Consider the following 16089-nt stretch of genomic DNA (forward strand, 5'->3'; position numbering starts at 1 on the left):
CAATGGCTTCAATTAATTTGTTACCTTATTAATCGCACTGCTTACTTCCACGCTGATGGCTAATCTTTACGTGGGTGAGATTCGCACTCACTGGTTCTTACGCACTTATCTTGGCGCACCATAATTAAAACCTTTCTTAAATATAATCATCTGGATTTTTTCTGATCCAAATAACGGGCGCTATAACATCGGGCGTAACATTACTTAAATAAAAACTCGCACTTGCTTTTTTTGGGTTAATACCAATTAAATTAATTGTATTATCTTCATTAATTTTATTTACAACTTTTATATATATTTTATTTTTATATTTAACTAAACAAAGAACATCCTCTAAATTTCTTATTTTATTTAAATCACATGGAATACCTGCTACTTCATCACTAAATTTAACTGTCGGCTCAAGTTCAAAATTATCACAAACACCAGTAATTGCATTTGGATATAATTTTAAAATAAGTTGTTTTTCAATATCAATTAATTGAAGGCTATCTATTAAAGGTATATTATTAATTGTTAACATATTTTGTGTTATTAAATCAGTATTTTTAAATTCCTTCGGAGTTTCGCCTATACCATTTTTTAGCCACTGCAAACTTACAATAACATTTTCATTTTTAAAAATATCTAAAAGTTCATTAATTTTTTGATCAGAGGGATTTTTTATATTTAACTCATATTGATTTAAAGTAGATTGTGAAAAATTGTATTTCCTTAACAAATCAGGTCTTGTTAATTTAGCAATTTTTCTGCAATATTTAATTCTATCACCAATATTTTTTAAATTCATAAAATCCCCAATTTTATTTTAAATATCTATTATTACATTTTCGTTTATCAATTTTTTGTCTTTAAATATAAGATTATAATTTTTATTATATATATCTATTAAATTTTTTTCAATTTCTAAAAAAAACAATCTTTTTAATGGACAATTATAATCATTTAAAAACTTAGCGTTTTTATCAGAAGACCACCAATCCAATGTTAAAATAACATCATTATGTTTTGTTACTGTTGTACCTCCTGAATATATAAGAAAATCATTTCTTATTTTCTTTAATTTTTCACCATCAATACATGGTGAATTATGAATACTTTCAAAATCATTTTTATAAACTTTATTAGTTTTTCTTGTGCTAAGATCTAATACTGCTTTATCTTCCCACTTGCAAACAGGATCATCTAAATACAATTTATCATTAATATATTTTTGAACCCATTCTTCATTTTGATTAATAATAATACCAGTTTTAGAACTTGGATCGGTAAATGAAAAAGTTGTTCTGTCATATTTAGTTGTTTTCATATGATTTATAAGGTCTTTAAATAATTCATTTACAGATTCAGGCAATTTAACGACATCATTTGTAATAGTATTTATTTTCATTTATCTAACCTCAATTTTTATTTTATTATTAAATGTAAATATTTCTTTAATATTAATTAAAAACATGAAGATTAGAAAAACAATAAAGACTTTATCGTGATCAATACCAATATTAAAAAAGGTTACTATTTGCGTTGATATAATTGCAACAATAATATTATATAAAACAGGAAAAGCAAGGTATAATTGATTTATATTTGTCTTTGTAAATAACTTAGTTAATGCAACAGCCCAATAAGATGATACTAATAAAGATATAACATTAATTTGAAAAATTGGATTTTTAATAAGAACAAATAAAGGTATATAAAAAAGTATTGAAATATTAGTCCATTTTAAAACTTTATCTACTCCAATTTTATCTGCTAATATACCAAATAAAATAGGAATTACCGCAGTAAAAAAACTAAAATATGTTAGATAATATTCTGATTCTTCTAATGTAATTTTAAAATTTTTTTCCGCATGACTAGGAAATATTATAAGAGTATAATAAATCAAAAATACATAAGGAAAAACATATTTAAATATATTAAAAGAAAGTAACAAATTACTTTCTTTATTTGTATTAACATTTAAAATATTCTTTTGATTTCCTTTAGTTTCTGTCATATTTTTTCTTAAAAATATGGCAAAAATTGACAATACAATTGATAATCCGTAAGCAATAATTATTTTATTGTCTACTGATTTAATACTTGATAATAAATTTGGTGCATATGTTGCCAATGTCATACCTAAACCAGCCCCAAAACCTGCTATAGCAATAGCAGTAGCTTTTTTAGTAGCAATTTCATATATATATAAAACAGAATTTGTAAACTCACCACCCAGAGCCATACCTTGCATAAAACGAGCTATAATCGTAATTGCTACGCAAGCGTATATATATTCTTTTATTAAAACTGCAAAAATTAATAAAATTGAGGCAAGTAACATTAAATAAACCGTATTAATTAAACAAGGAATTCTACCTTTTATAGTTGATATTTTACCAAAAATAAATGCACCTAGTGGGCGTGCAAAAAAACTAATTAGCATACCAATTTTTTGAAATAAAGATATTACGATTAAATTATCATTATTATTAAATAATAGCATAAAAATATAAATAAATACTATAAAATCAAACCATTCAATGAAAGATATAAATATTGATGCCAGGTAGCTTTTATAATAACTTTTGTACATTTTGGTAACCTTTCTATAAAAAAATAGGATTAATGTTGACATTTCAATTAAGTAATACAATTATATCACAAAGTCAATTTGTTTGTGATAGTTTTCTGTCCCTTTTAGATTTGAAATAATTTTTTATTAAGTTTTTAAACAGAATCGAGGAAAGTAAAATGAACCCAGCAATTTTTGAATTACTTAGCGAAGGTATACAAAATGAATTATCAAAAGATTTTCTTTTGAAATTTGTTAAGTTAAATAAAGAACTAAATGAAGAATTTTTAAAAAGAGAATCTGAATTAAGGGAAATAATTAAACATAATTATAAAATAGGGTATAAATTTGCTTCTATTGGTGATAAATATGATAAAGAAGAAAATGATATTTTAATTAAAAAATTTCCAGATAAAAAAATATCTCTTTTAGTTGATACAACTGAATATAATTTAAAAGAAGTAGCCGAAATATTAGGCGTTTCTTATAAACATTGTAACCGTTTATTTGTTAAATATAATATCCCATTTGTAAGAAGAGAAAAAAACGGGAGTATATTTTTAGGAAAAACTATTAAAAAATACTTTAATGCTGAAAAAAGTAACAATTTTTTGAATGATTGTTCATAAAAAATTTTTGTGCTACTTTTAGGGGATGTTCAAGAAATGGTTTTTTGAACAAAAAAAATCCCCTTCAGAGGGGGGATTTCAAAAATTGCTCCTAGCGGACGTGTGCTAAAGAATCTAGTAATTTCATTTTAGCATACAGCCGTCTTTAAATCAAGGATGGTTTATACATGCAAAAAAAAGACAAAAAAACTACTGCCTCCCAATTGCCCAATGGCTCCCATAGCAACGCTAACGAATTGCAAGATGATCGAAAAACAAATGAACAAATTAAAGTAGTTGATCAAAGAGATCACGGATTTTTTGTTATTGACAATTTATTTGTAGATTCATGTTTTGACACTTATACAATGGCTTATTACATGCGCATTGTAAGGCGAGCGCATAGAAGCGCAAAAGGATTTTTTGAACTCCAAAAAACAACATGCGAAAATTTGGGGATATCAGAGACAAAGTTAAAACAATGCAATGCGTTACTAGAATTTTGCAACATTATTAAAATCAGACATAGAAAAGATCCTAAAAATCCAAAAATACAAATATCCTCAGTCATTACTTTAGTTGATCAAAGCAAATGGAAATTAAATCATGCATTTAGAGACGCAGGTAATTTTTACCAAAACAAAAAAAGATCCATGCCTGAAGATCTAAAAAAGAAAATTTTGGAAGTAAAACAGAAAAACAGAGCATCAAAAAACTTAGATACTGTTGATAATAAAGAAGATGTTTCGGGGGGTGGGTTACCACAAAACCCACCGTGGGTTACCACAAAACCCACCGTGGGTTACCACAAAACCCCATTGAACAAAGAACCCATCGAAGAAAGAACCCAATTAACAAATGGTGGTGAGAAAAACTTGAGCTTTGAACTTCCAAATGAAACACCACCAAAGGAAAAAAACAAAAGTTTTAAAAAGAGCTATAAAAAAGGACTTAGCGAAATTGAACTAAATAAAAAACAGATTATTAGCTATGCTAGAGATAGCCATCAAAAAGGTGTTATTTCAAAGCTTTTTCAATTCTATGAATATGATTTATTTGATAATGTTTTAAGTCCATTTATAGAAAAATATCCTTTTGAATTAATAAAAAAGTTTTATATATATTCTATAGAAACTAATAGGCCTATTGATGTTAGAATAACAGAAGAAGCATTTTTAAAATGGCAAAATCTAGGTACTCCTGAAGTTCCTCTTGCGGAGTCAGAACCTGAAGTTCCTCTTGCGGAGTCAGAACCTGAAGTTCCTCTTGCGGAGTCAGAACCTGAAGTTCCTCTTGCGGAGGCAGAACCTGAAGTTCCTCTTGCGAAGGCAGATCTTTTCAATGAACTTTGCGACGAAGTTAAAACTTATTTAAATTCGTTACCTAAACATCAACTAAAACTTCAAAAAATGGATCTTCAAAAAATTGGCATTCAAAAATATGAAGAATATATTTTACCTTTAATTGCTAGAATTAAAAGAAAAAACAAATATAATAAGTCCAATAATATACAAGAGAACTTTAACAAATATACATCAATAGGAGGTTAAATATGCAAGTTCAACAGTTAAAAAACCAAATGCAAACAAAGCCTAAAGAGAAACAAAAAAGTAACAATGCAAGTAAAAACAAAAAACCCATTAAAGACAATAATATTAATAATGGAGATAAAGGTAACAAAGATAATAAAGACAATAATAATAAGCCTAAGGTAAGACTTGCACAACTTCCAAGTCTAACGGGTAAACTAAATCTAAACCAATTAATTAAAAAGTATAAATCCACACAATCTCCATTATTGCCAAAAGTAACACGACAAGTAATTGATGAAAATTTGACTACACAATTACCGGTTAAAAATATTATTCGTGACCTTCAATGTATTTGGCCTATTCAATTTGTACTATTATTAGATAATCCTAAGCAAGCTGGCGGCCGTTGGGGTGAAATATTCTGTTACGCATTGCACGATATAGGCTTGGAAAATATACTTAAAAATTCCAATAATGGAAGTATTTACAATTTCGTTATGAAAGATAATTTTGATGTATTTAAAAAAATGAAAGATAAAATCCATGAAAGAGAAGTTAAAGACTGGGAAATGCGTGTAAATAGAAGAAATAAATATTTACAAATACAGGAAAAAATTGAAGCAAAAAAAGCTTCTAAATTGGCAGCTATGGAAGCAAAAAAACAGATAGAGCCTACACAAGAAGAGCTTAAAATACAATTCGAAAATGATATGCAATCAAAAGTTGAAGTGCAGGCAAAAAATGAAAAAATTAGTGAAACATTATTTTAAAAATATTTTGAAATTAAACTTATGCTTGTTATATATAGATAACTAGGATGTGTAAAAGCAAAACCTTATTTTTCTTGCCAGCCTATCATTAAAAAGTTTCAACTTATAAAAATATATAATCATTTCAGCAAGAAATAGGTAAAATTTCGTCCATCTTTGCGGTTATGGTCTGCTATAGACTAAGGCGACGCTCACGCCGCTTGGCGTTCAAAATTTTTGTTCAACTTCTGCCATTACTGAATGGCTATTTTTGATAAATTGATACTCATATCTTATCGAGCTGCTAAGGTTGGGGGTTGAGTTATAAATAAATTTTATACCACTATAAGCTTTAAATACGATGCTTTCTAAATTATCAATTTGGTTCATATTGATATTAGTAATTCCAGCACCCCCATATATGGATAAGTTAAAATGGTCAAAAGAATTAGTACTTATAACATCATTTTCATGGGTTTTCTGTTCTATATTCAAACTTAAATCACTTCTAATAATTTTATTTTCGTCTGTATTTGTCTCTATTTTTTCAATGATAGTGGTTTCACCATTAGGCTTTTTGAATGTTTCTTTAACTTTTGTTTGCTTAATACTCTTATAAATATTATCACGCTCTTTTTTTACAGCTTCTAAAACAGCTTGTTTATCAATAACCTTTTCAATTTTTACGGTTTCTACAATTTTATTTTTTTTAATTATATAACCCACAAGAACACCCATTAAAAAAACACATATCAATATTATTATTTTATATTTTATAAGCATTTTTGGCAAACCAATATATAAATTATTATACACGAAACTAAATGATGACACATTTGATCAAACCCTAAAGACCACCAAAAATACTTGCTATTTGGTTTAAATCTTCCTAGAAATTTAGATGATGATTTAATCCTATCAATAAGAAAATGAGTTGAAAGATCAAATAAAAATAGATTAAAAGATATAAATAAATCATGTGTAAGCGTTAAAGAAATAAAAAATGTTACGATGCCGTGAACGAAAGAATGTAAAAATAAAGGAGCTAAAAAATATGGAAACGGTCTTGATTTTTGTAGCATAAAGTCATTTTGAAAAATAAAGTCGCAAAAAAAATGTTTAATCTGAAATAGAAAAAACAAGTATAATAAAGTTTCATTTGTCATATAAAAAACCTTTTTAAATTATGATATAGTTATAAATTGATTCCTATTATTTGAACCAACCCATGAAACATGAACCCAACCGCTAAATGGATCGTTTGGTTTCATATACTCAAGAATCAACTGATCAAATTTAAATGATTTTTGAATAAGCTTTACTAAATCTTTATTACTCATTCCCTCAACCTTAATATCAGAAGCTTGCCCATATAAATGTTTTGAATTAGATACACCGCCAACATGTTTGTTTAATTCTGAACATCTATAACCTGATAATATAATAATGGGTTTGTTTAATTTAGCTCTTAAAGGTTCTAATAAATTTACGCATAAATTTTTTAAATTTGAAATAATTTTTTCATCTGGTATATTATCAATGTTTAATCTTGTTGCTGTTTCTGATCTTATAAACTCATCTAAGCTAAAATTATCTGTTAATTTCATTTTTAATATCTTCCTTTTGATTCGATTTTTAAAATTCTTTTTTCATGTTCCTTAATGGTTTTCTCAAATTCTTTTTGATTTTGATTTAAACTTTCTATATCTTGGCTATTTTTATCTAATTTAGCTTTATAGTAAGCGTCGTTTTCCATATTTTTATCATATTTTCTATTTAATTCTTTTATATCTGCTCTAATTTCGAGCCCATAAACAGATATAAAAACTGCCATAAATGTAAAAACGAGTAACATTACGGTAAAGGCAAAATAATAAACAGCCGTTTCTTTATTAAGAAAAGGGCTTATTAAATGACCTGATGTTTTTTCAACATCGGCTTTAACTTCGAGTTTAGTATCTAAATCCATAATATCTCCTAAAAAATTTATATGCCCCGACTAATTAAGAGCATATTTACATATTTTTTAGGCAAGTAATTTTTTTGCAAAATAGACGTTAATTAAAAGGCTGTCTGCAATCCCATCATGAAGGACAGTTGAGCGTTTTCTTTTTACCGTTAAATATTCTGTTACTTTAGATCCAAAGATGCGCTTGCAAGCCAAAATACGGCCATCTTTTTTCAACTCTCGCTCTTCTTTTGAGCAAACATTGTAAATCCAATTTCTTGGATGAATTTCGATTGTTTCGTTAGCATCATTTTGTTGCAAAGCTAATAAAGTGCCACCATAAGAAGCAAACTGATTTGAGATCGCAAGTCTAGAATTTTTTGGAGAAGGAAAAGGTCTTTCGATGATCGAAACTATTTCTAATTTTGATTTTGAGGCCTCTCTCAGAGCGGCTGCAAAAAATTCCGATATGAGTATCAGCTCATCTTTTTTAGTGGCTAAAAAATCGAATGGGACACATTTTAAAATTTTGTGTTCTCCATTTATTAGCGTGCACAAACTTATAGCACCTTTCTCTCCAGAGTCAACCGAAATAATACAATAATTTTTAAATACTTTAGCAACTTTTACCATGAACATCTCCATATATTTATATCAAAATAGGAAGGGGAAAATACAGTTTATTAATCCCATTTTGATAAATTTTCCCTTGCTCATGATCCTAAAGTTCAAAATTAGAGTTAGGAGTTTTTTTAGCAAACAAGTAACAAATTTTGAGAATGTAAATTTACATTTTTATGGTATTTTTTTTTGTTACTGAATTTTGACTTGATTAATAAAATAATTACTATCTAATTTTTTTTTAATCTAAAATTTTAATTAATTCGATTTTATTCTTATTTTCCCATTGCAACGTTAAAAATAAATATTTTTTCTCTTATATATAAAGAAACCATATATATTATATATATTATATATATATTTTTATTAAGTAAAACGAGTAAACAGTTAAGCTAGTAACGCACTTGCAAGCGTCAAACCATTGCTTTAAGTTAGTTTTTACAACTGAAAATGAGCAGCAAAGAGCAACTAACAGTTAAAAAAGGGCTAAAAATGGATTACAGGAATAACAATATTGAAGAAAATAAAGAATTTTACTTTAAATATTTGATTCACACAAATAAAGATATAAATAGATTTTTTCCTTTGTATTCAATTACTATAGCTAAAAAATGCTCTTGCAATGACCCCGAATGTACAACGGTAGGCAAACATCCACGAGTTCCATTTACTGCAAATAAATATCGCACCCATTTACCGCAAACTTCTCAAGTTGGATTTGCTACCGGATTCGGCATTGTAGTTTTGGATGTTGATGTAAAGGAACACATTGACGGCTGGCAAACTTTAGTTTCCTTAGCTAAACCGCATGGAGGAATTCCGGAAACTGTTTTAGTTCACACAGGATCAGGAGGAAAACATTTATATTTCAGAACAGATAAAAAATTTAAAAATAGAATTCATTTAAATGATGGGTTAGATTTTAGGGCTGAAAATGGCTTTGTCGTCTTTCCTCCGTCTAAACATGTAACAGGAAATAACTACCGATTTGATGATGATTGGCATCCTGATTTAGTTGAAGTTGCAGAATTACCAATATGGCTTGAAGCTTTATTAGAAAAAGAAAATCCGAATAAAATAAAATATAAAAATAATGAAAATTCATTTGAACCTATTTACGTAACAGATCTTGAATGGGAAAAAATAAAAGAAGCCTTAGAGCTTATTTCATCAAATTGTACTAGGAACTTTTGGCGTGAAATTGGAATGCGTTTGTATAATACAGGTAGAGATGATGCTTTTGATGTATGGGATACTTGGTGCAAAAAAGCTTCAAGTATAACAAAAAATAATAAAAGTATTTATTCAAAAAAAGATAATATTTTCCAATGGGCAACACAGTTTGGATTTGGATCAAAATATCCACCATTAGAAATACTTGAAATTGCAAATATGCCCTCTGAAAACATTGATCCTATGATAAAAGAATTAGGAGAGAATTTAATTTTATTAGGTAGTCAAAATGCAGATGATTTAATAGAATCAAATGAAGAAAACTCTAATCTAGAAAATGATAAATATATGAATGAAGCAATAAAAATTAGCCAAGGTTTTGTGAAAGAATATTTTGAATATGTTACAAAAAATTCAAGGTATTCCTTAGATAAACTTCATTTTTTAGCTGCATTTAGTGCCATTAGTGCAGTAGCTCAATCAGGATATTTATCCCCTACAAATTGTTCACTATCACTTTATCAAATGGGGTTTGCTGTAACGGGTAGAGGTAAAGACGATGTTTTATATTTTATAAAAGATATTTTATTACAAGTTGATCAAAATCTTTTAGCAAATGAAAAATTTACTTCAATAAATGGGCTTCTCATGTGCCTATATGATTATAATTCTCGTATTCATGTGTCAGATGAAGTTCACACTTACTTTACTCCCATGTTAAAATCACTTCCAACATCTCCACTATATCAAATGACCGGTCGTATAATGGAACTATGGAATCACAGGGAATATATTGAAGGTATTTCTTCAAGAAGCTTTAAAATTCCAATGATAGAACAACCTAAATTTAGTTTGTTTACTTTAAGCTCTATGGAAGGCATGAAACAATTTAAAGATCAGCAAGCTATCAATTCAGGTTTTTTAAATAGATTTTTATTGGCAATTAATAGGGATATTCCTAAAGTAAACCACGAGGCAACAAGAACAAAATGCCCTGAATTTTTAGTTAGTAAATTAAAGAAAATTTACCAAGATTCAATCAATGATGAATATGAGAAAATTAAAAACACACAAGAAAGCCTTGATTCTATAATTTCCAGTAATAAAAATATTGTCCTAGATACTCATGTACCACAAAGAATAATTAAACGAAAAATGCAATGGGAAAATGAAGAAACAAAACTATATTTTCACAGATTAGTTGAGAGAATTGACGATAAGAGAGAAATTTTAACAAAGAATAAAAAATATGAAGAACATAACATGTATTCACGTTATGCAGAGCAAATCGTGCGTGTAGCTTCTTTGCATGCGATAGGTAGAGACGATCATCATGTTAATTTAAACGATATAAAATTAGCTGAAAAAATGCTGTATACACTGTCACTAGATATGTTGGAATTTTTGGATATAGACCTAGAAGAGACACAATTTACAAAATATAAGAAGAAAATTATATCTTATTTTAAAACCCATAAACGTAAATCAAACAATGCTACACTAAGGGAAATTACCCAAATACTTGGCACAAAAACGAATGCAGCCGAAGAAACGCTTGAAGAAATGGTTAGCCAAAATATCCTTAGTAAAAAAGCAATAACAAATAAAAACCATACAGTTACTAAAAATTATCAGCTTTTAAATTAAATATTTACCCCCCTAATTTCCGTTATCCATACGTTATCCACAAATAGGGAAAACACATGGATAACGAAACCAATAAAATCAATAATAAAAAATATTTTCAAATATCTAATGTGGATAATGATACAAACTGATTTAATTCTCGTAGTTTAAAAATGTTGATTTAAGTTAATAAATACTTTTAAGGAGACAATTTTATGCTATTTCATCCTTTTCATTTTTTATTGTCAAATGGCACAATAGCCAAAGAGAAAAGATATTTAGAACAAACACAAGTTTTAAAAGCTGTTACATTACATCAATTAAATTCAGAAAAAAATATTAAAAAAGAACCACTAGAAAATTTACATCCGCTAGAATTAATAAAGCTAGCTTCCATAGAATTAGGTGAAGTTTCAAACGAATTTAATTCAGAAAAACCAATAGACCATATTAGAATATTAGAAGAAGTCGGAGATGTTGCAGCCTTTCTAATCGGAATAATAAAATGGGTACAAGACGATTATAACGAAGACCTATTAAGTAACTAATACTTAATATTCAATGATAAAATAATAGATAATAGGAATAAATAAAATGGCAAATATGGACAATATTTTAAAAATAAAATTAGATGTATTAAAAGAATTCCATGATAGCTGCCTAAACGATAAAGAAAAAGCTTATGAATTTTTTTCTAAAAAAAAACCTAATAACGGCGATAATGCTGTACTTGAAAGACAAATTTCATTTAGAGGAGGATTTGAGCACGGTTGGCACGAATCCCTAAAAGAAAAAAATAGGATTGATAACGATTTTTTTCTTACAGCAAAAGAAGCTCTCATTGAACTATTAAAAAATAAAATAATTATTAATGAACATAATATTAAGCATTTTTATAATGTAAAAAACAATAATATTAAATTAATTGATGAAAAAGAAAATGAAAATCATATTAGTATAGAAACATTCTTAGATTTTAAAGATGTTAAATTTAAACAATACTATCCTTTTCAAGAAGATGATAAAAATAATGTTAGATTTTTACTAAGTAAAGGTGCTTCTTTAGGTGTTACAAACTTGTCTAATAATTATGATTTTCATGGCTACACATTTAATGTTTCCAAAGAATTTTCAATAATAAGGAATCTAAATTCAATAAGAAATATATTAGAAATACTTAAAGATGAATGTGAATGCAGTAAGAAATTTGAGGTTATTTTATCATTTAAAGAAATTAAAGAAGACAAATAATTTTTTTATTTATGAACTATTGGAGTAAAAATCTATGAACGATTTAAATATGTTTAAATTAAAAAATCTTTTATTAGATAAAGAATTTTGCATTGCAAATGCAAATAGAGACTTAGCGGTAGGCGATAGATGGACTGCTGGATGGGATCATCTTATGAAAGATATAAATATTGAGATTGATCAATTAATTAAAGAAATTGAAAAGGTAAACAATAGAAAATCGCCTCCTCCAACAGAAACTAAAAGGCCAGTAGGAAATATTGATAACTGGAAGCCGTATTGCCGTTTCTAAAATATGAATAAGAACAATAATAAATAAGTAAATACATTTTTTGAATATTTGATAATAAATTGGAGTAATTAAAATGTTTAATTTAGATAAATATGAAGCTCTAAAAATAATAATGGAAAAAGGGAAAAAAGTAATTTCAGATATAGGAGGAGTTTATCATATTGAAAAAGGTAATTTAATTTTAGAAAAGAATAATTACACATCGTATATTGATTATAAAGATTTTTTATCTAATATAAATTCTAATAAATATAAAGAATATAATGAACCTAAAAAACCTCGTAAGATAGAATTTAATTGCTATATTGGAGAAAATTTAGAAGCATTAGGGGATAAAAGATGCCCTATTGATGACGCTTTTGAGCATCAAACTTCAAATTTATGGAAAGATTTACATGGTTTAAAAAGCCTATATGAAAAAGTTTCTAAAGTTAAAGTTACTTTTGAATTCATTGAAGAAAATTTATAAAAGCTTAAGTATTTCCATTTAATAATTAAATATAAAGGTATTAAATATGACACATAAGGGATCATTTTGTAAAATGATGGGAAATATATTCAAATTTTATTCATTGCTTTTATTAATTAGTAGCTCTTTATGCATTTATACTTTCTTTACAAATAATACTTCAAAAAATGAAAACTTAGTCATATTTATGGTTCATTTATTTGTTTTTATTAATTGGCTTACATTTGAAACTTTAAATAGAAAATTAAATGAATATTTAGAAAAATAATATTAAAATATAAGGTTATATAATATGATTGATGATAATATTGATACTATAAGTCGAAAAAAATATAATATTGTAAACATTAGCTTTGTAATTTATTTATATTCATTTTTGATAATATTATTAAATATAATTGGTATTATTATATTTTACTTCTATAAAAACTTACTAATTGATTATCTTTCGATATATATTTTTATTCAAATACCTCTAATTATTAATAACATAGTATTAAATTATATTGAAAAAATGTTACTAGAAGATAAGAGCTAACTTTAGATTATAGAAATGGGTAATACAGTAATGAAAATATTAATTATAATTAATATAGTTTTTATAAATAGCATTATAATATTGCTATTTATAATAATCAAAATAAAAAACAGAAATAAATCATTTTTTAAAAGGAAAAAATAACATGAAAAAATTAATTTATATATTACCTTTATTAGTTGCTTCCTGCCACCAAAATGAGCCAATGCAAAGAAGCATTGAAGTAAAATTCGGTAAACCTAGTAACATAGTTTATAAAGAAGGAATGTACTTTTATAATCCATTTGGCACGGAAATATTAAAACTTTCTATTGCTAATCAATCAATCGAAAAAGAAGTGAATGTCTACTCTTCCGATTTGCAGCCAGTTAAAACCAAAATAAGAATTCAATATGAAATTCCAGATAACTCAGTCAAAAATATTTTAATAAACTACAACGGCAACGTAGTTGATAATTTTGTTATTCCGAAAGTTATTGAAGCACTAAAAGAAATTACTTCCACAAAAACCGCTGAAAATATTGTTAAACAAAGAGATGATATCAAAAAAAGAGTTCTTGAACTCTCAAAATTAAAACTTAATAATTTAGTAAATTTAACAGATGTTGTTATTGAAGACACAGAACTATCGGACTCGCTAGAAAAAGCAATTGAATCTAAAATGATCCAAGAACAAGAAGCCGAGAAGTCTAAATTTCTACAAGAACAAGCTAAAATTGATGCACAAACAAAAATTATTCGTGCCCAAGCCGAAGCAAAATCTGCCGAAATTCTCGGAAAAGCAGTTTCAGATAATCCCAAAATTATACAAATGGAAATGATTAAAAAGTGGGATGGCAAGATGCCACAAATTATTGATGGCAATAATGGTTTAATAATGAGTCTAAAATAATTTTTAAAATAATACAATTTTGAGAGATAAAATGAAAAATAATCACATTAGCAAAATATTAACCCTCATCATCTTGCTAATAATCAAAAATATTATTTCAAAAAATATTAAATATTATTCAAGCTTTTAATAATGGGGGTTAATATGAATACAAAAGAAGCTCTTAAACTGTTACTCGATAATAAGTCAGTTATTGATGAAAATGAATATATTTATACTTATAATCAATCATCTTTAATTGAAAAGTGTTACCTATCCGAAAAATATTTTCTAAAAATTGATCAGTTTATTGAGCTATCACTTGATTTTAATGAATATATTGAAAAACCAATAGATAAAGAAACTCTAATAAAGAAAATATTAAATCTAAGAGACAGAGGAAATATGACTAATGAAAGTTTGTCATGTGTCTTATTACTAAAAAAATATCTTAACGATCAAGAAATAAACAAAGCAATTGAAGATGTTTTTGTAATAAATTGAGGTTAGAAATGAAAAAAACTGTTAGTAATAAAACATATACAAAAAAAGATTTAATTAACACAATGCTAGAAGATTACACAGTGGATACTTGCAAATTAGAACTTATTGTAAACAGAATAATTCATTTGTGTATTCAAGAAATTAATTCAAATAATGTTTTAAAAATAACGAACTTGGGAGTTTTCTACAAAAAAACTTACAATATTAAATCAGGAATGAATTTTAAAACAAAAGAAAAAATTAACAATATTAATATTAAGCCAGTAGTACGTTGTAAGTTTTCTAAGAATTTTAAATACTCTTTAAAGAACAAATCAGATCAGTTCAGTGATTCAAATTATAGTATTTTACTATCCGAAAAATTACACGAGTCTTTAAAAAATTCAGGTCTTCTAATCCATAAAGATGATTGTTATTTGGTGGTAAATGAATTTTTTAAAACAATATCTAACATTTTAATTGATTTAAATAGAATTGAATTAAGGCATTTTGGCGTGTTTGAAATTAGAAGATATTTAGAGCGTAGAAATAATAAAAATAATAATGAAATTTCAAATAATGAAAGATTTGTGCCTTTTTTTAGAGGCTCTAAGCTTTCATTTCATGTTTAAGGGTTTAAAATATTATGGAAATAAATCAAGGGAAAATTGATACACCATTTTTTATAATTCTTTACGGTGCGGCTGGTGTAGGAAAATCAACACTAGCGAGTTTTGCGCCTAATCCAATTTTTTTAGATGTTGAAAATGGTACAAAAAAACTAAACGTAAATAGAATATCAGGCATTAAAGATTTTGATGAATTTCTTGATTGTTTTAAATTAAATGAGATTAAGCAATATGATACTATTGTAATAGATAGTATTGATTTTTTAGAACAAATGATTTTTGAGCATGTTTGTAATCAACATGGAAAAAAAACGATCACGGATTTTGACTATGGAAAAGGTTTTGAGCAAGCTCAAAAAAAGTGGGTTACATTATTAAAAAGCTTTAAAAGTTTATTAGAAAATCATAATAAAAATATTATATTTATAGCTCATGAACAAATTAAAAGATTTGATAACCCGTTAGCTGAATCATTTGATCGCTATTCCTTAAGATTAAATCAAAAAAGTTGCTCATATATAGTGGCTCAAGTTGATGCTGTTTTATTTGTTTCAAAATCTTTCACCTTTAAAGAATTAGAAGACAAAAGAAAAATCCCAAGGGAAGAAATGGGAAGAAAAATTTATACTCAAGAAACCGCTTCTATTCTTGCAAAATCTCGCTACTCATTAAACACAGTTATTACAATAGGAAATAGTAAAGACGATTATTTAAAATTTTATTCTTTATTAAAATAACA

At 26.6% G+C, this 16089-nt stretch carries 21 protein-coding genes; 13 read left to right on the top strand and 8 right to left on the bottom strand.

The features are described from left to right. Positions 1–136: 136 nt before the first annotated feature. Genes ACIQ56_RS00750 through ACIQ56_RS00760 form a run of 3 tightly spaced genes read right to left on the bottom strand, consistent with a single transcriptional unit; the run spans position 137 to position 2581 of the window. Positions 137–790 (bottom strand): helix-turn-helix domain-containing protein, encoded by a 654-nt coding sequence (locus ACIQ56_RS00750; protein WP_397599172.1) that lies wholly within the window; start codon positions 788–790, stop codon positions 137–139. Between the two features lie 18 nt (positions 791–808). Beyond that, entirely contained in the window at positions 809–1390 is a 582-nt protein-coding gene (locus ACIQ56_RS00755) for a hypothetical protein (RefSeq protein WP_397599173.1), read from the bottom strand. Next, on the bottom strand, positions 1391–2581 hold the full coding sequence (locus ACIQ56_RS00760) for an MFS transporter (RefSeq protein WP_397599174.1): 1191 nt from the start codon (positions 2579–2581) through the stop codon (positions 1391–1393). A gap of 158 nt (positions 2582–2739) precedes the next feature. Here ACIQ56_RS00760 and ACIQ56_RS00765 point away from each other — a divergent pair, with 158 nt between their 5' ends. The 3 genes from ACIQ56_RS00765 to ACIQ56_RS00775 all read left to right on the top strand — a co-directional run bounded on the left by ACIQ56_RS00765 (position 2740) and on the right by ACIQ56_RS00775 (position 5470). Next, positions 2740–3189 (top strand): hypothetical protein, encoded by a 450-nt coding sequence (locus ACIQ56_RS00765; RefSeq protein ID WP_397599175.1) that lies wholly within the window; start codon positions 2740–2742, stop codon positions 3187–3189. Between the two features lie 167 nt (positions 3190–3356). After that, entirely contained in the window at positions 3357–4718 is a 1362-nt protein-coding gene (locus ACIQ56_RS00770; protein ID WP_397599176.1) for a hypothetical protein, read from the top strand. Between the two features lie 2 nt (positions 4719–4720). Next, positions 4721–5470, top strand: a complete 750-nt coding sequence (locus ACIQ56_RS00775; protein ID WP_397599177.1) for a hypothetical protein — start codon at positions 4721–4723, stop codon at positions 5468–5470. A 207-nt stretch (positions 5471–5677) separates the two neighbouring features. On the opposite strand, the gene ACIQ56_RS00780 is transcribed toward ACIQ56_RS00775, so the two are convergent. The 5 genes from ACIQ56_RS00780 to ACIQ56_RS00800 are packed head-to-tail and all read right to left on the bottom strand — an operon-like array spanning position 5678 to position 8030. Continuing rightward, positions 5678–6175, bottom strand: a complete 498-nt coding sequence (locus ACIQ56_RS00780) for a hypothetical protein (protein WP_397599178.1) — start codon at positions 6173–6175, stop codon at positions 5678–5680. 47 nt (positions 6176–6222) lie between these two features. Beyond that, positions 6223–6615 carry a DUF3307 domain-containing protein gene (locus ACIQ56_RS00785; protein WP_397599179.1) on the bottom strand — a complete coding sequence of 131 codons (393 nt, stop codon included), beginning with the start codon at positions 6613–6615 and terminating at the stop codon, positions 6223–6225. A gap of 18 nt (positions 6616–6633) precedes the next feature. Continuing rightward, entirely contained in the window at positions 6634–7056 is a 423-nt protein-coding gene (locus tag ACIQ56_RS00790; protein ID WP_397599180.1) for a D-Ala-D-Ala carboxypeptidase family metallohydrolase, read from the bottom strand. Positions 7057–7058: 2 nt separating this feature from the next. Further along, entirely contained in the window at positions 7059–7418 is a 360-nt protein-coding gene (locus tag ACIQ56_RS00795) for a hypothetical protein (RefSeq protein WP_397599181.1), read from the bottom strand. Between the two features lie 57 nt (positions 7419–7475). Continuing rightward, positions 7476–8030, bottom strand: a complete 555-nt coding sequence (locus tag ACIQ56_RS00800) for a hypothetical protein (RefSeq protein ID WP_397599182.1) — start codon at positions 8028–8030, stop codon at positions 7476–7478. Positions 8031–8510: 480 nt separating this feature from the next. Here ACIQ56_RS00800 and ACIQ56_RS00805 point away from each other — a divergent pair, with 480 nt between their 5' ends. The 10 genes from ACIQ56_RS00805 to ACIQ56_RS00850 all read left to right on the top strand — a co-directional run bounded on the left by ACIQ56_RS00805 (position 8511) and on the right by ACIQ56_RS00850 (position 16087). After that, positions 8511–10838, top strand: coding sequence for a bifunctional DNA primase/polymerase (locus ACIQ56_RS00805; RefSeq protein ID WP_397599183.1), 2328 nt, complete (start codon positions 8511–8513; stop codon positions 10836–10838). A gap of 194 nt (positions 10839–11032) precedes the next feature. Beyond that, positions 11033–11365 (top strand): hypothetical protein, encoded by a 333-nt coding sequence (locus ACIQ56_RS00810; protein ID WP_397599184.1) that lies wholly within the window; start codon positions 11033–11035, stop codon positions 11363–11365. A gap of 46 nt (positions 11366–11411) precedes the next feature. Beyond that, a complete protein-coding gene (locus tag ACIQ56_RS00815) occupies positions 11412–12068 on the top strand; it encodes a hypothetical protein (protein WP_397599185.1) in 657 nt (218 codons plus the stop codon). Positions 12069–12102: 34 nt separating this feature from the next. Continuing rightward, on the top strand, positions 12103–12360 hold the full coding sequence (locus tag ACIQ56_RS00820; RefSeq protein WP_397599186.1) for a hypothetical protein: 258 nt from the start codon (positions 12103–12105) through the stop codon (positions 12358–12360). A 73-nt stretch (positions 12361–12433) separates the two neighbouring features. Then, positions 12434–12829 carry a hypothetical protein gene (locus ACIQ56_RS00825; protein WP_397599187.1) on the top strand — a complete coding sequence of 132 codons (396 nt, stop codon included), beginning with the start codon at positions 12434–12436 and terminating at the stop codon, positions 12827–12829. Between the two features lie 46 nt (positions 12830–12875). Next, positions 12876–13097: a hypothetical protein gene (locus tag ACIQ56_RS00830; RefSeq protein ID WP_397599188.1), complete on the top strand. Its 222-nt coding sequence runs from the start codon at positions 12876–12878 to the stop codon at positions 13095–13097. Between the two features lie 415 nt (positions 13098–13512). Beyond that, positions 13513–14259, top strand: coding sequence for a prohibitin family protein (locus ACIQ56_RS00835; protein ID WP_397599189.1), 747 nt, complete (start codon positions 13513–13515; stop codon positions 14257–14259). A gap of 144 nt (positions 14260–14403) precedes the next feature. Then, on the top strand, positions 14404–14742 hold the full coding sequence (locus ACIQ56_RS00840) for a hypothetical protein (RefSeq protein WP_397599190.1): 339 nt from the start codon (positions 14404–14406) through the stop codon (positions 14740–14742). Between the two features lie 8 nt (positions 14743–14750). Next, on the top strand, positions 14751–15353 hold the full coding sequence (locus ACIQ56_RS00845; RefSeq protein ID WP_397599191.1) for an HU family DNA-binding protein: 603 nt from the start codon (positions 14751–14753) through the stop codon (positions 15351–15353). A gap of 14 nt (positions 15354–15367) precedes the next feature. Further along, positions 15368–16087 (top strand): ATP-binding protein, encoded by a 720-nt coding sequence (locus ACIQ56_RS00850; RefSeq protein ID WP_397599192.1) that lies wholly within the window; start codon positions 15368–15370, stop codon positions 16085–16087. The last annotated feature ends 2 nt before the right edge of the window (positions 16088–16089 follow it).

It is taken from the genome of Silvanigrella sp. (assembly GCF_044369315.1).
Classification (GTDB): Bacteria; Bdellovibrionota_B; Oligoflexia; order Silvanigrellales; family Silvanigrellaceae; genus Silvanigrella.

Bases quoted from the DNA above. Each gene is read 5' to 3' on its own strand.
- ACIQ56_RS00820 (WP_397599186.1), top strand. From the start codon at position 12,103: ATGAACGATTTAAATATGTTTAAATTAAAAAATCTTTTATTAGATAAA.
- ACIQ56_RS00800 (WP_397599182.1), bottom strand. From the start codon at position 8,030: ATGGTAAAAGTTGCTAAAGTATTTAAAAATTATTGTATTATTTCGGTT.
- ACIQ56_RS00785 (WP_397599179.1), bottom strand. From the start codon at position 6,615: ATGACAAATGAAACTTTATTATACTTGTTTTTTCTATTTCAGATTAAA.
- ACIQ56_RS00795 (WP_397599181.1), bottom strand. From the start codon at position 7,418: ATGGATTTAGATACTAAACTCGAAGTTAAAGCCGATGTTGAAAAAACA.
- ACIQ56_RS00805 (WP_397599183.1), top strand. From the start codon at position 8,511: ATGGATTACAGGAATAACAATATTGAAGAAAATAAAGAATTTTACTTT.
- ACIQ56_RS00755 (WP_397599173.1), bottom strand. From the start codon at position 1,390: ATGAAAATAAATACTATTACAAATGATGTCGTTAAATTGCCTGAATCT.
- ACIQ56_RS00815 (WP_397599185.1), top strand. From the start codon at position 11,412: ATGGCAAATATGGACAATATTTTAAAAATAAAATTAGATGTATTAAAA.
- ACIQ56_RS00850 (WP_397599192.1), top strand. From the start codon at position 15,368: ATGGAAATAAATCAAGGGAAAATTGATACACCATTTTTTATAATTCTT.
- ACIQ56_RS00840 (WP_397599190.1), top strand. From the start codon at position 14,404: ATGAATACAAAAGAAGCTCTTAAACTGTTACTCGATAATAAGTCAGTT.
- ACIQ56_RS00790 (WP_397599180.1), bottom strand. From the start codon at position 7,056: ATGAAATTAACAGATAATTTTAGCTTAGATGAGTTTATAAGATCAGAA.
- ACIQ56_RS00770 (WP_397599176.1), top strand. From the start codon at position 3,357: ATGCAAAAAAAAGACAAAAAAACTACTGCCTCCCAATTGCCCAATGGC.
- ACIQ56_RS00775 (WP_397599177.1), top strand. From the start codon at position 4,721: ATGCAAGTTCAACAGTTAAAAAACCAAATGCAAACAAAGCCTAAAGAG.
- ACIQ56_RS00750 (WP_397599172.1), bottom strand. From the start codon at position 790: ATGAATTTAAAAAATATTGGTGATAGAATTAAATATTGCAGAAAAATT.
- ACIQ56_RS00835 (WP_397599189.1), top strand. From the start codon at position 13,513: ATGAAAAAATTAATTTATATATTACCTTTATTAGTTGCTTCCTGCCAC.
- ACIQ56_RS00830 (WP_397599188.1), top strand. From the start codon at position 12,876: ATGACACATAAGGGATCATTTTGTAAAATGATGGGAAATATATTCAAA.
- ACIQ56_RS00825 (WP_397599187.1), top strand. From the start codon at position 12,434: ATGTTTAATTTAGATAAATATGAAGCTCTAAAAATAATAATGGAAAAA.
- ACIQ56_RS00760 (WP_397599174.1), bottom strand. From the start codon at position 2,581: ATGTACAAAAGTTATTATAAAAGCTACCTGGCATCAATATTTATATCT.
- ACIQ56_RS00765 (WP_397599175.1), top strand. From the start codon at position 2,740: ATGAACCCAGCAATTTTTGAATTACTTAGCGAAGGTATACAAAATGAA.
- ACIQ56_RS00845 (WP_397599191.1), top strand. From the start codon at position 14,751: ATGAAAAAAACTGTTAGTAATAAAACATATACAAAAAAAGATTTAATT.
- ACIQ56_RS00810 (WP_397599184.1), top strand. From the start codon at position 11,033: ATGCTATTTCATCCTTTTCATTTTTTATTGTCAAATGGCACAATAGCC.